We start from the raw sequence: 17,883 nt of genomic DNA on the forward strand, positions 1-17,883 counted from the left end.
ATTTATATGAAAAATATTCTTAAATTATATGCTCTAATATTAATTCTTACAATAAATTTATTTGCAAGAAGTATTGATGATATAAAAGCAAGTGGGGAAATAGTAATTGCTGTTTATGAAAACTTTCCACCTTACTCTTATATTGAAGATGGTATAGAAAAAGGGATTGACATCGAGCTTGGTAAAAAGGTCGCAGCCTCATTAAATGTAAAACCCATATGGTATTTTACAGGCTTTGATGAAAATCTTGCAAGTGATTTAAGAAACACTATATGGAGAGGGAATCTAATACATAAAACAAAAGCTGATATTATGTTTAGAATTCCCTATGATTATGATTATCTAAGAATGACAGATAAATCAACAGGTGAATTAGAAAATGAAAGAGTAACAATTAAAGGTCCATATCAAAGTGAGAAATGGATAATTGCTACAAATAAAAAAATAATCCCACAAATAAAAACTTTAGCAATTTTTGCTTATCAAACTATTGGCGTAGAAATAGATATGCTTCCTGATTTACATTTAAGTGGGTTTGCTAGAGGTTTATTACAAAGAAATATTAAGCATTATTCAAATTTTCAAGATGCAATAAATGATTTTAAAACTGGAAAACTAGATGCAATCGCTGGATTAAAATCACAAATTGAATTTCTAATTGACTATAAAAACAATAAAGATAAATACTATTTATCTCAAGATATTCCACAAATGAAATCTCAATGGGATTTAGCTACAGCTGTTTCTAGTTCTTATAGAGATTTATCTTACCATGTTGATGGATTGTTGGATGAAGCTTATAAAAAAGGTGAGATTAAAACAATCTTTGAAAGCTTTGGAGTTGAATATTTACCCCCTATAGCAAAAACACAATAAGGAGAAATTATGAAATATATATTTGTTTTATTAGTAAGTTTTTTACTAGTTCAAAACTCTTATGGAAAGAATCCAGTTGAGTCTCCAACTTTTGACGATATTATAAAAAATATTATACAAAATGACAAATATATATTTGATGATAAAAATATCAATATTCAAGTTCCATTATTTGCCGATAATCCTGTACAAGTTCCAATCTTTGTAGATGCAAAAGCTATTAAGAATGCCAAAAGATTAATTATATTTGCAGACTTAAATCCAATTGATAAAGTAATTGATATGGATTTAGTAAATCTTCTTCCAATAGTGTCATTAAATATGAAAGTTGCACAAGAAACACCTATTCGAGCTTTAGTTTTAGATGATAAAGGACTTTGGCATGTGGGAAGTAATAATATCAAAAGTTTTGGAGGAGGATGTTCTGTTTCTAGTGTAGCTTCATCTGATACAAACTTTGATAAGCTTCTTGGAAAAGTAAAGGGAAATATTTTTAAAACACCCGATTCAATTAGATTAAAAGCTTCGATTTTTCATCCAATGGAAACAGGACTTGTATTTGGAAATAGTGAATTTTATATAAATAAAATTACTATAAAAGCAGATGATAAAATATTAGCAAAAATTGATGCTTACTCATCTATTAGTGAAAATCCAAGATTTATTTTTGAAACATTAGTTGAATCAAAAGATTATAAAATAGAATTTTTTGATATTGATGGAAACAAATTTAATATGGATATAAAATGAAATCTTTAATCTTTTTCTTTTGTTTAATATCATATGTTTTCTCAAATGATTTTGATTATAAATTAACACCTATAAAATTGGCTGAAAATAGTTACTACTTTTATGGAAAAGAAGAGTACTTTTCCAAAGAAAATGGTGGTGATATTGCAAATAGTTCTTTTATAATCACAAAAGATAGTGTAATTTTGATTGATACAGGAAGCTCAGAACAATATGGGGAGCAAGTCAAAAAACAAATTGAATTGATAACTAAGAAACCTATTAAATATATTTTAAATACTCACCATCATCCGGATCATTTTTTAGGAAATAGTGCTTTTTCTACTAGTGATATTTATGCAAGTGAATATACAAAAAATGAGATAGAAACTAATGGTGATTTATATATTGTGAATTTAGTAAATATTATTCAAAAAGCTATGGATAAAACAAAAGTAAAAGCTCCTAATCAAATTTTAACAACCAAAGAGTTAGATTTTGATGGATATAAATTAAAAGTTTTATATTTTGATGGACATACACAAAGTGATATAGCAATTTATGATGAGAATACAAAAATACTTTATTCTTCTGATTTAGTTTTTTACAAAAGAACACTAGCTACTCCCCATGCAAATCTTGATAATTGGATAAAATCACTAAAAGAGTTAGAAAAAATAAGCTACTCTATTTTAGTTCCAGGACATGGAATTAGCTCTACAACAAAAGAGCCTATAAAAGAAAATATTGCTTATTTAGAGTTTTTACAAAATACACTTAGAAATAGTGCAAAAGAGGGATTAGATATTTATGAGATATTAAATAAACCTATTCCAAAAGAGTTTGAGAGTTTTACTATGTTTAAAGAAGAGTTTGAAAGATCTGTGATAAACCTATATCCTTCATATGAAAAAGATTTGAAATAACTATTTTTTCAAATCTTCCATAAACTTAATAAGTAATCTAACTGCAACTCCAGTTGCCCCATAAGAGTTGTATGCCCAAACTTCTTTTCTATAAGAAGGTCCTGCTATATCAAAATGAAGCCATTTTTTCTTGTTTTTATTTTTTATAAATTTACTTAAAAATAGTGAGGCTGTGATTGCAGCTCCATTTTTATTGGGACTTGTATTTACGAAATCAGCCACAGAACTTTCTAAAAGTTTTTCTAAATAATCATTAAAAGGTAAAAAACCTACTAATTCACCTGATTTTTTTGAAGCTTTTAAAATCTTCTTTTTTAGTTTTTCACTATATCCCATGACAGCCGTTGTATATCCACCAAAAGCTCCAATAGATGCTCCCGTTAATGTTGCTAAATCAAAAATATAATCAAAGTCTTTTATATTTTTTTGAGCATAGTGTAAACAATCAGCCAAAACCAATCTCCCCTCTGCATCTGTATTTGTAACTTCAATTGTTTTACCATTAGCAGCTTTTAAAATATCATCTGGTTTATAAGCATCCCCACCAATCATATTTTCCACAGCACCAACAATGCCATGAACCTCGAAAGCTAAATTAAGGCATCCAAGAGCGTGTATAATACCCATTACACTAGCACCCCCTGCTTTGTCACATTTCATAGAAACCATTCCATCACCACGCTTTAAACTCATCCCACCTGTATCATATGTCACGCCTTTTCCAACTAATACTATTTTAGCTATTGGTTTTTTTGCTTTGTATGTAAGATGAATTAGTTTACTTTCATGTGGTGAAGCAATACCTACACTATACATAGCATTCATATTATTATCTTTTAGATAATCTTCACCAAAGATTTTACATGTGATGTTTTTACTTTTTGCGATTTCTTGTGCATCATCTGCCATAATTTGTGGATAATAATCTTCAGGTGAACTATTTACAATATCTTTTGTGTAATTTACACTATTACAAATAATAAGAGCTTTTTTTAAATCTGCTTCTAATTGAGTTTTTTCTTTTTCTGACTTACAAGTAATTATTTCAATATTTTTAATATTTTCTTTATTTTGAGAAGATTTATATTCTAAAAATTCATAATTACCTAAAACTAAACCTTCAACAATAGTTTGAATATTTAACTCATTTTTACATTGAATGATATCTATATTTATATTTTCGATTTTTATATTTTTCAATAATTTTATAGCTTTTGCAAATGCTATTTTTATATGTTCATCTTTTAATTTTAGGCATGAAACATATAGTTTATTGTTTTTTATATCAAAATGAGTATTAAATGATTTTTTTAAAAAGTTTATATTATCTAGAGTTTCTTTTACATCTTCAGATAAATTTTTAATTTTATTTAAAATGATTATTTCAACAGATAATTGGGTTTGATTGTTTTTCTTTTTGTTTAGAGTTATATTCATTAGAATTTCCTTTGAATATATTATATAGTTTTTATATGAAATTTTTATTCAAAAAAGAGTAGATAATATAAATTACCTACCTTTTTTTCTAATTAGTTTTTATTTAATGAACAAAGATCAGAAAATGCAACTTCAAGTCTAGCAATCATTGATTCTTGACCAGCTCGTAACCATTTTCTAGGATCATAGTAGTTTTTATTTGGTTTATCTTCACCCTCTGGGTTTCCAATTTGACCTTGTAAATAACCATGATATTTAGCTTCATAAGCTCTAACACCATCCCATGCTGCCCATTGAGTATCTGTATCGATATTCATTTTAATAACACCATAAGTAATAGCTTCTCTAATCTCTTCAAGTAATGAACCAGATCCGCCATGGAATACAAAATCAACAGGTTGTGCTGATGCAGTTCCAAGTTTTTCTTGAATGAACTTTTGAGAATTATTTAAGATTTTTGGGCTTAATTGTACATTTCCTGGTTTATAAACACCATGAACATTTCCAAAAGATGCAGCTATTGTAAAGTTAGGTCCAACTTTACTTAACTCTTCATGTGCAAAACAAACTTCTTCAGGTTGAGTATAAAGTAAAGCATTATCAACATCAGAGTTGTCAACACCATCTTCTTCTCCTCCTGTAATTCCAAGTTCAATTTCAATCATCATATCAAGGGCATTCATTCTTTTGAAGTACTCAACACAGATTTCAATATTTTCTTCTAAAGGCTCTTCACTTAAATCTAACATATGAGAAGTAAATAAAGAACGTCCAGTTTGCTCAAAATGCTTAGCTCCTGCATCTAATAATCCATCAATCCAAGGCAAAAGTTTTTTTGCAGCATGATCTGTATGTAAAATAACAGGAACACCATAAGCAGCAGCCATTGTATGAACATGATTTGCACCACTAATTCCACCAAGAACAGCAGCATCAGAAGTTTTTAAACCTTTTCCAGCATAAAAACTTGCTCCACCATTTGAAAATTGAATTATAATTGGTGAATTAACTTTAGCAGCAACTTCAAGTACAGCATTTACTGAATCTGTTCCTACAACATTTACCGCAGGAATTGCAAAATTATTTTCTTTCGCATAAGCAAAAAGTTTTTTTGCTTCACTACCTGTTAATACCCCTGGCTTTACAATATCTAATACACCCAAACTAATCTCCTTAATTAATAACTATTTTTGCGTCTTTTCTTAATTCGTCAGTAATTTCTTTTACTTTTTTATTATAACTATTTCCTAATAAAATTTGAGAGATATTACTTTCAACTTCTGCATAAGATAATGATTTACCAGGAATTTTATCTTTTAAATAAATAACATGGTAACCAAATTGAGTTTTAACAGGAGTTTTTGAATAAGATCCTTTTGCTAAAGTTTTTGCAGCTGCAGAAAATTCTGGAACCATTTGATCAGCTGCAAATTTACCTAAATAACCACCATTTTTACCAGCTGGATCTTGAGATTTTGTTTTTGCTAATTCTTTAAATTTATCTTCTTTTTTAGTAGCTTTATCTAATTGCTTAATAATTTCATTTGCTTCAGCTTCAGTTTTAACTAAAATATGACTAGCTTCTAAGTTCTCAGGAACTATGAATTTATCTTTATTTTTGTTATAAAAATCTTGTTTTTCAGCATCTGTGAATTTAATTTTTTGAACTTCATTTTTTTGCCATACTTGGAAAGCTAAATCTTCTTTAATTTTAGTAATGGCTTCAACATATTGAGGATCTTTGTCAATACCATCTTCTAAAGCTTTTTTAGAAAGAAGTTTTCTATTTATAATTTGTTCTAAAACTTGTTTTTTAGCAGTATCAGGAAGTTTATCAAAATCAATTCTTGGATCTTGTAATACCATAGTAATATCTTTTTTTGTAATATTCTCACCATCAACTGAAGCGTAAATATCTGCAGCATTTAACGTTGACACTAAAGCTATTGAAGCAACTAAACTTGACACTATTCTTTTCATAATTTTCCTTGACTTTTTATTTAGCGTATTCTATCCATTCATAGTTAATAAAAGGATAATATATTAAAGTAAAATGATAATTTTTTTATAAATTTATGATTTTTTTCAACATATTTAATAAATTTTAAAATTTAGCTTAAAAACACTTTAAATTTTCCAATTTTTATGATACAATTCCGTCAAAATTTAAACTTTACTTAAAGTTAAGGAATATTAATGAGAATTTTGATTATTGAAGATGAAATAACACTAAATAGAACACTACAAGAAGGTCTATCAGACTTCGGATATCAAGTAGATACTGCTGAAAATTATAAAGATGCAGAATACTTTATTGACATTAGAAACTATGATTTAGTTTTAACAGACTGGATGTTACCAGACGGTGATGGTATTGAATTATGTAAAATAGTAAAAAACAGAAGTTCAAGAACTGCAGTTGTTATTATCTCTGCAAGAGATGATAAAGAAAGTGAAATTGAAGCACTTAAATCAGGTGCTGATGACTTCATTAAAAAACCATTTGATTTTGATATCTTACTTGCAAGAATTGAAGCAAGATTAAGATTTGGTGGAACAAATGTAATTGAGATTGATGACTTAATCATTAATCCTGATGAAGAGAAAATTGAATATGCTGGTGAAGAAATTGAATTAAAAGGTAAACCTTTTGAAGTATTAACACACTTAGCAAGACATAGAGATCAAATTGTTTCAAAAGAACAATTATTAGATGCAATTTGGGAAGAGCCTGAATTAGTTACTCCAAATGTAATTGAAGTTGCAATCAACCAAATTAGACAAAAAATGGATAAACCATTAAATATTTCTACTATTGAAACAATTAGAAGAAGAGGATACAGATTCTGTTATCCAAATACAGTTGAAGATACAAAAGCTAAAAGCTAATTATTAATAGCTGCTTATAAAAATGGAAAGTAAAAGTATATATAGACAGTTTTATACAAAACTGATTATAGCTACTTCACTTTTCATTATTACTCTCTCATTTATTTTCTATGAATATGCAAGAAGTACTGTTTACGATGATATACAAGAAAATATGCTAAATCATGCAAAACAACTTTACCAGTCATCACAATCTACTAAAAACTTTGAAGCAGTTCAAAATGACAACTTATCAATTAATTTAGTAACAAATAGTATTCTAGAAAATTTTCAGTTTCAAAACTATCAACGTGGTGGGAATTATTATATAAAATTACTTTATCCTTTTGATTTAGATAATAAGCAATTTATACAAATTATTCGAAATATTAGTTTAGAGCGAGAACTTCTTTATTCTGTTATCTTTAAAAATCTTTTTATACTTGCAATTCCTGGATTTCTTTTAATGCTTTTATATGCAGTAGCTGTTTCAAAGTCATTATTAAAACCAATTATTCAAATAAATAAAAAACTTTCAAATATGGATGAAAATTCTTTAACACAAATTGATAAAAAAGATTTACCTGTAGAGTTTCATTCACTTGCTAATTCTATTAACTCTTTAACAAATAGAATTGAAACCTATGTTAAGTTTAAAAAAGAACTTTTTATAGGAGCAGCACATGAACTTAAAACTCCACTTGCTGTTATGAAACTAAAAAATGAAGTTACACTAAAGAAAAAAAGAGAAATAGAGCAATATGAGGAAACTCTTAAACTTACTATTAAATCAATTGATGATATGAATATAATGATATCTTCTATTTTAGATATAGGAAGAACAGAAGGTGCTCAATTTGAACAAAACATTGAACTAGATTTAGTTGAATATATAAAGAAAAAAGCAAATGATTATCGAATGTTAAGTGCTCAAAAAAATATTATCATAACATTTTTTTCAAATGTTAATCATCTAAATACATCTATTCAAATCACATTATTTAACCAAATCTTACAAAATTTTGTGCAAAATGCAATTAAATTTACTCCAAATGAAAAATCAATTGCAATTAGACTAAAAAAAACAAAAGATGAAATTATCATAACTGTAACTGATGAAGGAATAGGAATAAATGAAAATGTAGATTTATTTGCACCTTTTAAAAGAATAGGAAATCAAAGTGGAGTTGGTCTTGGATTATTTCTTGCAAAAAACGCTGCAGATGCACTTCGAGCAAAAATAACACTTAAAAATAGAGATGATGGGAAAACTGGATGCATTGCTAAGCTTGTACTTAACAATACATCAAAAAGTATAGATTAGAATAAATTCCTATGTTCTATCTTAGTACATTTATTTTGTACTACTTTCATTCCAGCTTCTTTAGCTTTTTGTGCTGCTTCATTGTTTACTAATCCTAATTGAGTCCACACAGTATCTACATCACCCCTTGCTATTACTTCATCTACAATAGCAGCAATTGCATCTGGTTTTCTAAAAATATCAACCATATCAATTTTAAATGGAACTTCTGAAATAGTTCTATAAACTTTTTCTCCTAAAATCGTATCTTCTTTTGGATAAATAGGAACTATTTTAAATCCAGCATTTTGTAAATAAGCGGCCACCATATTTGAAGCTTTTGAAGTATCAGGAGAAAGACCTGCTATTGCTATTGTTTTTGTATTTTTAAAAATTTCTATTATCTCTTCACTTTTTGAGTTTACTGTTGGAAATTCACAATCCATTTTTAATCCTTTATAAATTAATTGAGTAAGTATATTTAAAATAAATTAAATTTTATCTAATTTATTTTGTATATAAGTTTTTACATCTTGATAATTGATACTTTCTTTAAAGTCTTCAAATCTTCCACCACTTGCATTCACATGTCCACCCCCACCTGCAATTTTTGCAGCCATTAGTGAAACATCTACTTTTCCATCTGCTCTAAAAGAAGCATTTCCTTTTTTATTTACATCTATAAAAAAATCATAATCAGGATTTGCTTTTAAGAAGGCATTTGCAGGAATTGATATAGAACCTAAACAATATGTTAAAAGTCCTTTATGACCATTAAAAACTACTGTTAAATCATCTTTTACATCAATTAAAGATTTTACCAAATAAGCAGCTGATAAATTATCTAAGGTATCATCTTTATGATCTAATTTTAGAAATTCTTTTTTTAAGAAATGAACTTCATTATCAAGTTTTATATGTCCATCAACTTGATCTAAAAATGTTGATGCTTGTCTTAATAAATAAAATCTAAATTCTCTATTTAAATCAGCAAATAAAATATTGTTCACTTCTCTAACTTTTGAAATCATAGACATTACAACTTTTCCAAATTCAAAGTTTTTAATATCATAATCAAGCCAAATATCAACAGCATTTATTGCATTTACTAAAGGTTCTAACCATGATGAGACTGTAAAATCGAAACCATCATACTCTTCAAAAAGATAATCATATACTATTTTAGTAGCGCACCTTTTATCATCTAAATAATACCAATAATAAGCATCTGCACTCTTTTTTCCACTTACATGATGATCTAGTAATTGAAGTTTGATTTTATATCCACTTTCAATTAATTCTGAAATATCTCTATCCAAATCTTTTGATTCTTGAAATGTCAAATTCAAGTCACTTATTAAAAAAAGAATATCTTCTTCTTTAAAAGCAAGAATTTCTTCTAATACTTTTTTTATGGTTAATTTAACTTCTATTCCATAATTTGCATTATAAAAATAACCTTCTTTAAAATATTCTTTTGTGATTAATTGACATCCATAGCCATCTAAATCTGTATGTGAGATATGAAATAATTTCATTAAGCAATATCTTTTAATGTTAATTTTTCTAAAAAATCATTAATTTTCATTTGTAAGTTATTTAGTAAAGGCCAAATAGTACAAAGCATTGCTACTTGGTTTGGACAATTATCAGGAGAAGGGGAACACTCAAAAACAGATGGTGTCTTTTCTTCTGCCGCAACAACAATTTCCAAGATAGTAATATTTTCCCATGATTTATTTAAAGCAAAACCTCCATTTACACCCCTGTGAGATATAACTAAATTTTGTTTTGCTAAATTTTGCATGATTTTTGCTAAAAATGATTTTGAAATATTTAATTCTCTTGATAATTCATCTACGTTCTTTGGTTCACTGCTTTTAGCAATTGAAATCAAAGATAATAAAGCATATTCACTCTTTTTTGTTAATAACATATTATATTTTTCCAATTTTTTATCTATATTCTACATAAACTATTATTAAGATTAGTTATTATAATCAAGTAATTCGAATTTTTAATCAAAAAAAAAGGGTCCCAGAAAAACTGAGACCCTTTTTTAACTAAAAAAACTAGAATTATTTAGCTCTAATTCCTAAAGAAGCAACTAATTCAACAAATGAAGTATAGTTTGTTCTTCTTAAATATGCTAGTAATCTTTTTCTTTTACCAACCATTTTTAATAAACCTAATCTTGAAGAGTGGTCTTTTTTGAAAACTTTTAAGTGTTCTGTTAAAATTTTGATTTGCTCTGTTAATAATGCAATTTGCACTTCTGATGAACCTGTATCACCATCTTTTTTTCCATATTTTGCTACTATAGCTGCTTTTAGTTCCTGATCTAAAGCCATGTTGACCTCCTAATAGGTATATTATTTTATCTCACTTTAATAAAGTGGACGCGAATTTTACTTAAAATATACTTTAGTTTACTTTAACTAATAAACTATTTTCCCATCATTTTTAAATATTCTTTATATTTTATATCTTCTAATTTTTGAGCTTTCTCTAAAACTTCATTTTCCATTTGTTTTTTATACTCTTTAACCTTAGCTCTAATCTCTTTTGATTTAATTCCAATCATTTGAGCAGCTAAAATTCCAGCATTTTTCCCGCCATTTATTGCAACCGTTGCAACAGGAACTCCTCCTGGCATTTGAACAATTGATAATAAAGAATCCATTCCTTCTAAATTTGAAGCCCTAACAGGAACTCCAATTACAGGAAGTTCTGTCATAGAAGCTACCATTCCAGGTAAATGAGCTGCTCCACCAGCTCCTGCAATAATCACTCTTAATCCTCTTTTTTCAGCACTTTTTGCATATTTAACTAATCTATCTGGCGTTCTATGAGCTGATACAACACTTACTTCATAATCAATACCAAACTCATCACACATAAGTGCAGCTGCACTCATAACTGGTAAGTCTGAATCACTCCCCATAATTATTCCAACTAATGGCTTACTCATATTTTTATACTCCCTTTTACTTTTAAGATTTCTTTAGCTTTTTGTGCTTTTTTTAATGCATCATCAAGATTTTCATCTAATACTGTTATATGTCCCATTTTTCTAAATGGTGTTGTTTCTTTTTTACCATAAAAGTGAAATGATAAACCAGGAATTTCTAAAACTTCATGAATTCCTTCAATTATAGGTTCACCTTTATATCCTTCTTCTCCTAATAAATTAACCATAGCAGAAGGAGATATAAGCTTTGTTGAACCCAAAGGTAGGTTTGTAACAGCTCTTATTAATTGCTCAAATTGTGATGTTAAGCAAGATTCAATTGTATAATGTCCTGAATTATGAGGTCTTGGTGCAATTTCATTTACCAAAATTTTATTATCTTTTGTTAAAAATAATTCAACACCAAAAATTCCAACTCCATCTAATGCTTCAATACATTTAATAGAAATATCTTCTATTTCTTTTCTAAGATTTTCTTCAATTCGTGCAGGTGCAATAACAATATCACAGATATTTACCCTTTCATCAAAAAGCATTTCAACAACAGGATAACAAACTATTTCACCTTCAATATTTCTAGCAACCATAACAGCTATTTCTTTTTCAATATCAACAAGTTCTTCTATAAAAGATTCAGCTTCAATGGCTTTATTAATTAGATCATCTTTATTTTTTAATAAAACAACTCCTTTACCATCGTATCCACCTTTTCTTGCTTTTTGAATCACTGGTAATCCAAAACTTTCAAGACAAGATTTTGTATCAACTTTCTTATATTTTGGTACTGGAATTCCTTTTTTATCAAGTAATTCTTTCTGTTTATACTTATCTTGAATTAATTCTATTAAATATGGTGAAGGAAAGATATTATTTCCTTCGTCAAACATTTTTTTTAAAATACTTGTGTCTACATGCTCTAATTCAAATGTTGTAACATCATTTTCTTTTACTAATTGTGCTAATTTTTGGGCATCATGAAAACCACCAATTATTTGTTTATCTGAAACTTGTGCAGCAGGACAATTAGGAGTAGGATCTAGTATAGTTACATGGAATCCCATTTTTTTGGCTTTTTGAGCCATAATCTTACCTAGTTGCCCACCTCCTATTATTCCTACTTTCATTGTAGAATAATTAAAAGTTTTATTCATATATAAATTTCTCCTTCAAAATATTTTGCATTAAATTATAAAACCCAAGAAACATCAGAAACAATACATCTTCCACCATATCTTTTTATAAATTTTCTAATATCTTCAACAATATTCATAAGTTTATCTTCATCACAAACTGTAAAAACATAATTATTTGTAAAAACATCAGTGATTTCATCTGCTGATTTTATACCTGTTATTCCTTTTCCTTCTACATCTCTTATTATTGTATAACCTGAGATTTCTTTTATATCAAATAACTCAATTAATCTATTAAGATAAACTGATTCAAGAATAATCTCTATTTTTTTCATTTTTTTCATATTAACTCCATAAGTTATTAATTGCAAAATAGTACAATGGTATTCCCAATGATATATTAAATGGGAAGGTAATAGCAAGACTTAAAGGTAAATAAATACTTGGATTTGCTTCTGGCACAGAAAGTCTCATAGCTGCTGGAACTGCTATATATGAAGCACTTCCACTCAAAAGTGCTAGTAAAAATGCATCGCCTTTTGATAAACCAAAGAAATAAGCTAAAGCCATTGCTATACTTGCATTAAAAATAGGCATTAATATTGCAAAAAATATTAGAAATGAACCTAATTTTTTAAGTTCATATATTCTTTTTGCAGCAACTAATCCCATATCAAGTAAGAAAAATGCCAGCATACCTTTAAATAAAGCTCCAAATAAAGGCTCCATAGAAGTCCAGCCTTTATCTCCAGTTAAAATTCCTATTAATAAAGCTCCCATTAGTAAAAATACAGATGGATTTAAAAAAGCTTCTCTTAGTATCTCTTTCCAAGATGTATGAGATGATTCATTTTTACCATTATTAGCAACACTTTCTTTTTTAGAAAAAATTGCAACAAATACTAAAGCTATGATAATTGCAGGTGACTCCATAAGTGTCATAGCTGCTACCATATATCCTCCATATTCAACACCTAAAGATTGTAAATAAGTTATTCCTGTTATAAAAGTAACAGCACTAATTGATCCATAAGTTGCAGCAACTGCAATAGCATTATGTACATCGAGTTTTATTTTTAAAATAAAAAAACTATAAATAGGTACCAAAATAGCCATAAAAACAGCTAATAATAAAGCTTTCATAACATCAAGTGTTAAACCACTTTTTGATAATTCATATCCTCCATGTAATCCTATTGCAATTAAAAGATAAAGTGAAAAAAACTTAGGTAGGGGTTGAGGAATGGATAAATCAGATTTTAAAAAAACAGCCAACATTCCTAAAAAAAAGAATAAAATTGGCGGATTAAGAATATTTTGCATTATTAAATCAATGCTCATAACAATAACTCCTAATAAAAAATTAAATTATATTAAGTTAAAAGTCTTATATTATAATTTGCGAATGCTATCTAATAGAAAGTTAATTGTTTATTAATCTTTTAGCTAAGACCGACAAGAAGGAGGCTCAACCTCCTGTTTGATAAAATGCTCTTGATGAAACTTCATTGTCATCTTTTACAGACCATTTGTTTTTTTCTGGTTTTCCAGCTAATACTTTTTTTAAAATTGCAACTGCTTCATCAACATTATTTTTTTGAATTGCATCTTTAATACTCATTGCATCTTCAAAATATAAACAAGGTATTAAAAACCCTTCTGCTGTTAGTCTTATTCTATTACATGCAGCACAAAAATCATCTTTGTGTGGTTCTATTATTCCAAATTGATAACCATCTTCAAGTTCATAATACTGAGCAGGTGAACTATTATCTCTTGGTACTGCTTTAAAATTTGGATATTTTTTAGAAACTAAGGCTTTTATCTCATCTGAATTTAATCCTTTTGCACCATCTTTTGCATGATGATTTTCCATAAATTCAATAAATCTAATTACATAACCTTTTTCTTTACAGAAATCTAAAACATCAATTACATCAATATCATTTATTCCTTTTATTGGAACACAGTTTATTTTGATTTTAAGACCTGCATCATCTGCTGCTTGAATCCCTGCAAGAACTGTTCCTAAAACATCTTTTTGTGCAATTTTTGCAGCAGTTGCAGGATTCATAGAATCAAGTGAAATATTAATTCTTTTAAGTCCTGCATTTTTTAGTTCTTGAGCTACTTTTGGTAATAAAAATCCATTGGTAGTAAGTGCTAAATCTATATCATTTTTATAATCAAAAATCATTTTTATAAATACATCTAAACCTTCTCTTAAAAGAGGTTCTCCACCTGTAATTCTTACTTTTTTTATACCCTCATCTATTGAAGCACTTATAAATTTAAATAAGTCTTCATAAGATAGTAAATTCTCTTTTGGTACCCATGAAAAAGGTTTTTCCGGCATACAATATTGACATCTAAAATTACATCTTTCTGTAACAGAAACTCTTAAATAATCGTGTTTTCTTCCAAATCCATCTATTAACATATCTTATTCCTATTTTTTGTAGCTGTTAGAATAGTATAACCTAACTTAAAAAGGTAAAATTAATTTAACCTTTTCCATGCATCTTCTAAAGAATCTACTCTATTAGCAAATACTAAATATAATGCAATATTAAATTTCGCAAGTTTTAAAATCTCATCAGATGGATTTTTAATTATTTCTAAAGCCTCTTCTAAAGAGATATTTTCATAAGCTTTATCATAAATTATACCAAAATCATCCAATGAAAATGAAACTTCAGAAATTTCTCCATTAACTTCTTTCCAATATTTACCATTTCCAAATACTTCAGGACTTCCCTCTGCTGCTTTTACAACTAAAACCTCTTTATAATATTCTTTAAACATTGCTAAATATTTTTTTACATAAGGTTTATGAAAAGCTGTTGTAACACCATATTCACTTAAACCTGGATTTAAAAGTTTTTCAACTGTATTAAAAACTGTTCTCAATCCTAATTCATGTCTTAAGGGTGTCAATATACTTAACTCTTTTAGGTATTCTACCCTATCAAAATAGTGTACATATTGACCCGCATCAAGTGAATCAAAAATCTCTTTTGTTGTTAATCCATTTTTTGCAGGTTGAACTAAATCTCCAGAAATTACAAGATTTAAAGGTGTAATATCTTTATTTTTTTCATGAAATTCTTTTAAAATATTTTCATAAAGAGGAAATAAAAATGGATTATTTACTCTTCCATCAAAAGAGTATCCAAGTTCCAAAGAATTCTCTACTTTTGAAAATTTCATATATTTTTTCAAAGCTTTAACAGCTGCTGTTAATTCGCCATCTGTTTCAAGTTTAGTTCTCCATCCAATTAAAAATGCTCCAATTTGAGCCTGTGTAACTTTATTTTCTAAAATTGATTCAATTGCATCTATTACCTCAAATTCTGTTAATTCTCTATTACCTTTTGGTCCTGTTCCAACTGCTTTTATATATTTTTTGAAGCTCATTTTTTACCTTATTTTTATCGTTTAATTTATATTTTCACAAGCATAATATACAATAGCTTAAATAAAACAATTACCAAGGTAAGCCGTGTCTATTCAAGAAACCATTAGAAAAATAAGTTTTTTTAATAATTTAGATGATGAACAAGTTGATTTAATAGCCTCTATTTCTACTACATCTACTTATACAAGTAATTCTATTTTATATTATGAAAGTGATTCAAATAACAATCTTTTGTTTTTAGTTGAAGGTCTTATAAAAATATATAAAGTTGATAAATTTAATAATGAAATTTTTTTATATCATATTTATAAAAACTCTATGATTAGTGAATTAACATCTATAAAACAAAATGATATATACTGTTTTTCAAATGCAGAATTTATTGAAGATTCAACAATTTTATCAATAAATTTTAGTAAATTTAAAGAATATTTTTTATCAAAAAATATTCTAAATATAGAATTATTAGAAATACTTCTAGAAAAAACTCATCAATTACAATGTATTGTAAATAGAGAATTAGTTTTCGATGCAACTGCAAAAGTTGCTTTTATGCTAAATCAAGATTTAGAAATGTTTAATAAATTAAAAAGACAAGAGGTATCATTTATGCTTCATATTCAACCAGAAACTCTATCTAGAGTTTTAAAAAGATTGACAAGAAATGGTGTAATAATAGTAGATAATGGAAAAATAACTATTATTAATAAAGATGCATTGATTTCAATTTTTAAAGGAGTTGGAATATGAAAGAAAATACAATAAGTAGCAAAATTAAATTAATAGGTATATTTTTTATTATTTTAATGATTAGTATTATTGTTTCAACCATTTATTTAAATGAAAAAAATAAAAAAGATGCTTTAGTTATAAATATTGCAGGAAAGCAAAGAATGCTAACACAAAAAATAGCTAAAAATATATTTTATTTATATCACAATAATGAATCACAAAATGAACTAGATGCTGCAACAGTTGAATTTATCTATAATCTTGATTCATTAAAAAATGGAAATAAATTAATAGGTATATTTAATGCTCCAACAGATGAAATTGCTAAGCAAATATCAAAAATTGAAATACTATGGCATAATTTTTATGCAAATATAAATAAATTTAAAGAAATAGTAGTAAAAAGAGATTTAACTAATGAGCATCTTTTAGAAACTATTGTTCATTCAATTTATAATACAAATAATACACTTTTAAATGATGTAGATATTTTAGTATCTATGTATACTAGCTATACAGAAGAAAAAACAGACTATTTGAGATATAGTCAATATTTGTTTGCACTTATTATTATTTTTCTTATTATCTATAGTTTCTCGCAATTAAAAGCCATGGAAGCAAATGCAAGAAAATTCTTTGAATTTTCTAAGAAAGTTGCACAAAATCCCGATAATCAACCTCTTGAACCAATTAAAATAGAAGCAGAAAAAGAAATAGTTGATGCAACAGATACTATTAATTGTTTTATAAATAAAATAAATTCAGCTATGAACTACTCTGCAAATGCAGTAGAACAATCAAAAAATGCATCTATTAAACTTGAAGAAATAAATGATGAATTTGATGCAATTATTAATGAATTAACTAATTCAGCAGAAATATCAAAACACCTTGATAAAAGTGAAGGAATAGTAATTCAAACACAAGAAGACCTTATCAAATCTACAAAGAAACTACAAGAATTAAAAAATGAGTTAGATAAGTTGCTTAATTCTTGTAAACCTAAATAGGATTTCTTCCTATTTAGCTATTAACTTCCTAAATACTTTTTATACTTCTTTCAATATTGATATATATCATTTTTTTATCCATTGGTTTAGACTAAAATTTTTCCATAGTTCTAGTATGAACAAAAAAAGGAGAAAAAATGGAACCAATCTTAATCATAAGACCTGAAATTGCCCTTGACGATTTCTTACCTATCTTTTTATCTTCATCTTTTGTTTTGCTATTTGGACTGTTTTATGTAGCTATTTATACGCTAGTAAAAATGGAAAGATTAAAAAAAATGTATATGCCTTTCGCATACATTTTTTGGGCTTTACAAACATATTGTATGTATTTTGTTGCAGACAAAATTCAAAGTAATGATTTTACTGTTAAAGCATTAATGGTAACAATGGTGTGTTATTTGATCCTTCCACACTTATATTATTACTTGAATGTTAGATCTGAACAAAGATATGAACAATAAATTTTAGGAGGAACAG

21 protein-coding genes are annotated in these 17,883 nt (G+C 27.1%); 8 read left to right on the plus strand and 13 right to left on the minus strand.

Annotation, left to right across the window (positions count from 1 at the left end; genetic code table 11):
* Positions 1-6: 6 nt before the first annotated feature.
* The 3 genes from ABVS04_RS00705 to ABVS04_RS00715 are packed head-to-tail and all read left to right on the plus strand — an operon-like array spanning position 7 to position 2,531.
* Entirely contained in the window at positions 7-876 is an 870-nt protein-coding gene (locus ABVS04_RS00705) for a substrate-binding periplasmic protein (RefSeq protein ID WP_368028729.1), read from the plus strand.
* 9 nt (positions 877-885) lie between these two features.
* Positions 886-1,626, plus strand: coding sequence for a quinoprotein dehydrogenase-associated SoxYZ-like carrier (locus ABVS04_RS00710; RefSeq protein ID WP_368028730.1), 741 nt, complete (start codon positions 886-888; stop codon positions 1,624-1,626).
* Positions 1,623-2,531 carry a quinoprotein relay system zinc metallohydrolase 1 gene (locus ABVS04_RS00715; protein WP_368028731.1) on the plus strand — a complete coding sequence of 303 codons (909 nt, stop codon included), beginning with the start codon at positions 1,623-1,625 and terminating at the stop codon, positions 2,529-2,531. Before ABVS04_RS00710 ends, ABVS04_RS00715 begins: the two co-directional genes overlap by 4 nt.
* On the opposite strand, the gene ABVS04_RS00720 is transcribed toward ABVS04_RS00715, so the two are convergent.
* From ABVS04_RS00720 to ABVS04_RS00730, 3 genes are all read right to left on the minus strand, one after another.
* Positions 2,532-3,968, minus strand: coding sequence for a leucyl aminopeptidase (locus ABVS04_RS00720; protein WP_368028732.1), 1,437 nt, complete (start codon positions 3,966-3,968; stop codon positions 2,532-2,534).
* 92 nt (positions 3,969-4,060) lie between these two features.
* The gene (fbaA, locus tag ABVS04_RS00725) at positions 4,061-5,131 is read right to left on the minus strand and encodes a class II fructose-bisphosphate aldolase (protein ID WP_368028733.1); all 1,071 of its coding nucleotides are present in this window, start codon (positions 5,129-5,131) and stop codon (positions 4,061-4,063) included.
* Positions 5,132-5,141: 10 nt separating this feature from the next.
* Entirely contained in the window at positions 5,142-5,948 is an 807-nt protein-coding gene (locus ABVS04_RS00730) for a peptidylprolyl isomerase (protein ID WP_368028734.1), read from the minus strand.
* 216 nt (positions 5,949-6,164) lie between these two features.
* Between ABVS04_RS00730 and hsrA the strand changes: the two genes are divergently transcribed.
* Both hsrA and ABVS04_RS00740 read left to right on the plus strand, forming a co-directional pair.
* Positions 6,165-6,857 (plus strand): homeostatic response regulator transcription factor HsrA, encoded by a 693-nt coding sequence (hsrA, locus tag ABVS04_RS00735; RefSeq protein ID WP_368028735.1) that lies wholly within the window; start codon positions 6,165-6,167, stop codon positions 6,855-6,857.
* A 22-nt stretch (positions 6,858-6,879) separates the two neighbouring features.
* A complete protein-coding gene (locus ABVS04_RS00740) occupies positions 6,880-8,160 on the plus strand; it encodes a sensor histidine kinase (RefSeq protein ID WP_368028736.1) in 1,281 nt (426 codons plus the stop codon).
* Here ABVS04_RS00740 and ABVS04_RS00745 read toward each other — a convergent pair.
* The 10 genes from ABVS04_RS00745 to ABVS04_RS00790 form a co-directional block, all read right to left on the minus strand.
* Positions 8,157-8,585 carry a CoA-binding protein gene (locus tag ABVS04_RS00745; protein WP_368028737.1) on the minus strand — a complete coding sequence of 143 codons (429 nt, stop codon included), beginning with the start codon at positions 8,583-8,585 and terminating at the stop codon, positions 8,157-8,159. The two genes, ABVS04_RS00740 and ABVS04_RS00745, sit on opposite strands and share 4 nt — an antisense overlap.
* 45 nt (positions 8,586-8,630) lie before the next feature.
* Positions 8,631-9,677 (minus strand): DHH family phosphoesterase, encoded by a 1,047-nt coding sequence (locus ABVS04_RS00750; RefSeq protein ID WP_368028738.1) that lies wholly within the window; start codon positions 9,675-9,677, stop codon positions 8,631-8,633.
* Positions 9,677-10,075, minus strand: a complete 399-nt coding sequence (locus ABVS04_RS00755) for an Rrf2 family transcriptional regulator (RefSeq protein WP_368028739.1) — start codon at positions 10,073-10,075, stop codon at positions 9,677-9,679. Before ABVS04_RS00755 ends, ABVS04_RS00750 begins: the two co-directional genes overlap by 1 nt.
* Positions 10,076-10,217: 142 nt before the next feature.
* Positions 10,218-10,490 carry a 30S ribosomal protein S15 gene (gene rpsO, locus ABVS04_RS00760; protein ID WP_368028740.1) on the minus strand — a complete coding sequence of 91 codons (273 nt, stop codon included), beginning with the start codon at positions 10,488-10,490 and terminating at the stop codon, positions 10,218-10,220.
* Positions 10,491-10,585: 95 nt separating this feature from the next.
* On the minus strand, positions 10,586-11,110 hold the full coding sequence (gene purE, locus ABVS04_RS00765; protein WP_368028741.1) for a 5-(carboxyamino)imidazole ribonucleotide mutase: 525 nt from the start codon (positions 11,108-11,110) through the stop codon (positions 10,586-10,588).
* On the minus strand, positions 11,107-12,261 hold the full coding sequence (locus ABVS04_RS00770; protein ID WP_368028742.1) for a 5-(carboxyamino)imidazole ribonucleotide synthase: 1,155 nt from the start codon (positions 12,259-12,261) through the stop codon (positions 11,107-11,109). Before ABVS04_RS00770 ends, purE begins: the two co-directional genes overlap by 4 nt.
* 35 nt (positions 12,262-12,296) lie before the next feature.
* The gene (locus ABVS04_RS00775) at positions 12,297-12,587 is read right to left on the minus strand and encodes a hypothetical protein (RefSeq protein WP_368028743.1); all 291 of its coding nucleotides are present in this window, start codon (positions 12,585-12,587) and stop codon (positions 12,297-12,299) included.
* A gap of 1 nt (position 12,588) precedes the next feature.
* Positions 12,589-13,584 carry a sodium-dependent bicarbonate transport family permease gene (locus tag ABVS04_RS00780; RefSeq protein ID WP_368028744.1) on the minus strand — a complete coding sequence of 332 codons (996 nt, stop codon included), beginning with the start codon at positions 13,582-13,584 and terminating at the stop codon, positions 12,589-12,591.
* 127 nt (positions 13,585-13,711) lie between these two features.
* On the minus strand, positions 13,712-14,683 hold the full coding sequence (gene moaA, locus ABVS04_RS00785; protein WP_368028745.1) for a GTP 3',8-cyclase MoaA: 972 nt from the start codon (positions 14,681-14,683) through the stop codon (positions 13,712-13,714).
* 59 nt (positions 14,684-14,742) lie between these two features.
* The gene (locus tag ABVS04_RS00790) at positions 14,743-15,660 is read right to left on the minus strand and encodes a glycosyl transferase (protein ID WP_368028746.1); all 918 of its coding nucleotides are present in this window, start codon (positions 15,658-15,660) and stop codon (positions 14,743-14,745) included.
* A gap of 85 nt (positions 15,661-15,745) precedes the next feature.
* Between ABVS04_RS00790 and ABVS04_RS00795 the strand changes: the two genes are divergently transcribed.
* From ABVS04_RS00795 to ABVS04_RS00805, 3 genes are all read left to right on the plus strand, one after another.
* Positions 15,746-16,411, plus strand: a complete 666-nt coding sequence (locus ABVS04_RS00795; RefSeq protein ID WP_368028747.1) for a Crp/Fnr family transcriptional regulator — start codon at positions 15,746-15,748, stop codon at positions 16,409-16,411.
* Positions 16,408-17,403 (plus strand): type IV pili methyl-accepting chemotaxis transducer N-terminal domain-containing protein, encoded by a 996-nt coding sequence (locus ABVS04_RS00800; RefSeq protein ID WP_368028748.1) that lies wholly within the window; start codon positions 16,408-16,410, stop codon positions 17,401-17,403. The genes ABVS04_RS00795 and ABVS04_RS00800 overlap by 4 nt, the downstream gene beginning before the upstream one ends.
* Before the next feature lie 137 nt (positions 17,404-17,540).
* Positions 17,541-17,867 carry a hypothetical protein gene (locus ABVS04_RS00805; RefSeq protein ID WP_368028749.1) on the plus strand — a complete coding sequence of 109 codons (327 nt, stop codon included), beginning with the start codon at positions 17,541-17,543 and terminating at the stop codon, positions 17,865-17,867.
* The last annotated feature ends 16 nt before the right edge of the window (positions 17,868-17,883 follow it).

Origin of the sequence: Arcobacter sp. s6, assembly GCF_040884245.1 — a bacterium.
Taxonomy (GTDB): Bacteria; Campylobacterota; Campylobacteria; order Campylobacterales; family Arcobacteraceae; genus Aliarcobacter.

Bases quoted from the DNA above. Each gene is read 5' to 3' on its own strand.
- ABVS04_RS00715 (WP_368028731.1), top strand. From the start codon at position 1,623: ATGAAATCTTTAATCTTTTTCTTTTGTTTAATATCATATGTTTTCTCA.
- purE (WP_368028741.1), bottom strand. From the start codon at position 11,110: ATGAGTAAGCCATTAGTTGGAATAATTATGGGGAGTGATTCAGACTTA.
- ABVS04_RS00705 (WP_368028729.1), top strand. From the start codon at position 7: ATGAAAAATATTCTTAAATTATATGCTCTAATATTAATTCTTACAATA.
- ABVS04_RS00750 (WP_368028738.1), bottom strand. From the start codon at position 9,677: ATGAAATTATTTCATATCTCACATACAGATTTAGATGGCTATGGATGT.
- rpsO (WP_368028740.1), bottom strand. From the start codon at position 10,490: ATGGCTTTAGATCAGGAACTAAAAGCAGCTATAGTAGCAAAATATGGA.
- ABVS04_RS00805 (WP_368028749.1), top strand. From the start codon at position 17,541: ATGGAACCAATCTTAATCATAAGACCTGAAATTGCCCTTGACGATTTC.
- moaA (WP_368028745.1), bottom strand. From the start codon at position 14,683: ATGTTAATAGATGGATTTGGAAGAAAACACGATTATTTAAGAGTTTCT.
- ABVS04_RS00720 (WP_368028732.1), bottom strand. From the start codon at position 3,968: ATGAATATAACTCTAAACAAAAAGAAAAACAATCAAACCCAATTATCT.
- ABVS04_RS00710 (WP_368028730.1), top strand. From the start codon at position 886: ATGAAATATATATTTGTTTTATTAGTAAGTTTTTTACTAGTTCAAAAC.
- ABVS04_RS00800 (WP_368028748.1), top strand. From the start codon at position 16,408: ATGAAAGAAAATACAATAAGTAGCAAAATTAAATTAATAGGTATATTT.
- ABVS04_RS00775 (WP_368028743.1), bottom strand. From the start codon at position 12,587: ATGAAAAAAATGAAAAAAATAGAGATTATTCTTGAATCAGTTTATCTT.
- ABVS04_RS00730 (WP_368028734.1), bottom strand. From the start codon at position 5,948: ATGAAAAGAATAGTGTCAAGTTTAGTTGCTTCAATAGCTTTAGTGTCA.
- hsrA (WP_368028735.1), top strand. From the start codon at position 6,165: ATGAGAATTTTGATTATTGAAGATGAAATAACACTAAATAGAACACTA.
- ABVS04_RS00755 (WP_368028739.1), bottom strand. From the start codon at position 10,075: ATGTTATTAACAAAAAAGAGTGAATATGCTTTATTATCTTTGATTTCA.
- ABVS04_RS00780 (WP_368028744.1), bottom strand. From the start codon at position 13,584: ATGAGCATTGATTTAATAATGCAAAATATTCTTAATCCGCCAATTTTA.
- ABVS04_RS00770 (WP_368028742.1), bottom strand. From the start codon at position 12,261: ATGAATAAAACTTTTAATTATTCTACAATGAAAGTAGGAATAATAGGA.
- ABVS04_RS00790 (WP_368028746.1), bottom strand. From the start codon at position 15,660: ATGAGCTTCAAAAAATATATAAAAGCAGTTGGAACAGGACCAAAAGGT.
- ABVS04_RS00740 (WP_368028736.1), top strand. From the start codon at position 6,880: ATGGAAAGTAAAAGTATATATAGACAGTTTTATACAAAACTGATTATA.
- ABVS04_RS00745 (WP_368028737.1), bottom strand. From the start codon at position 8,585: ATGGATTGTGAATTTCCAACAGTAAACTCAAAAAGTGAAGAGATAATA.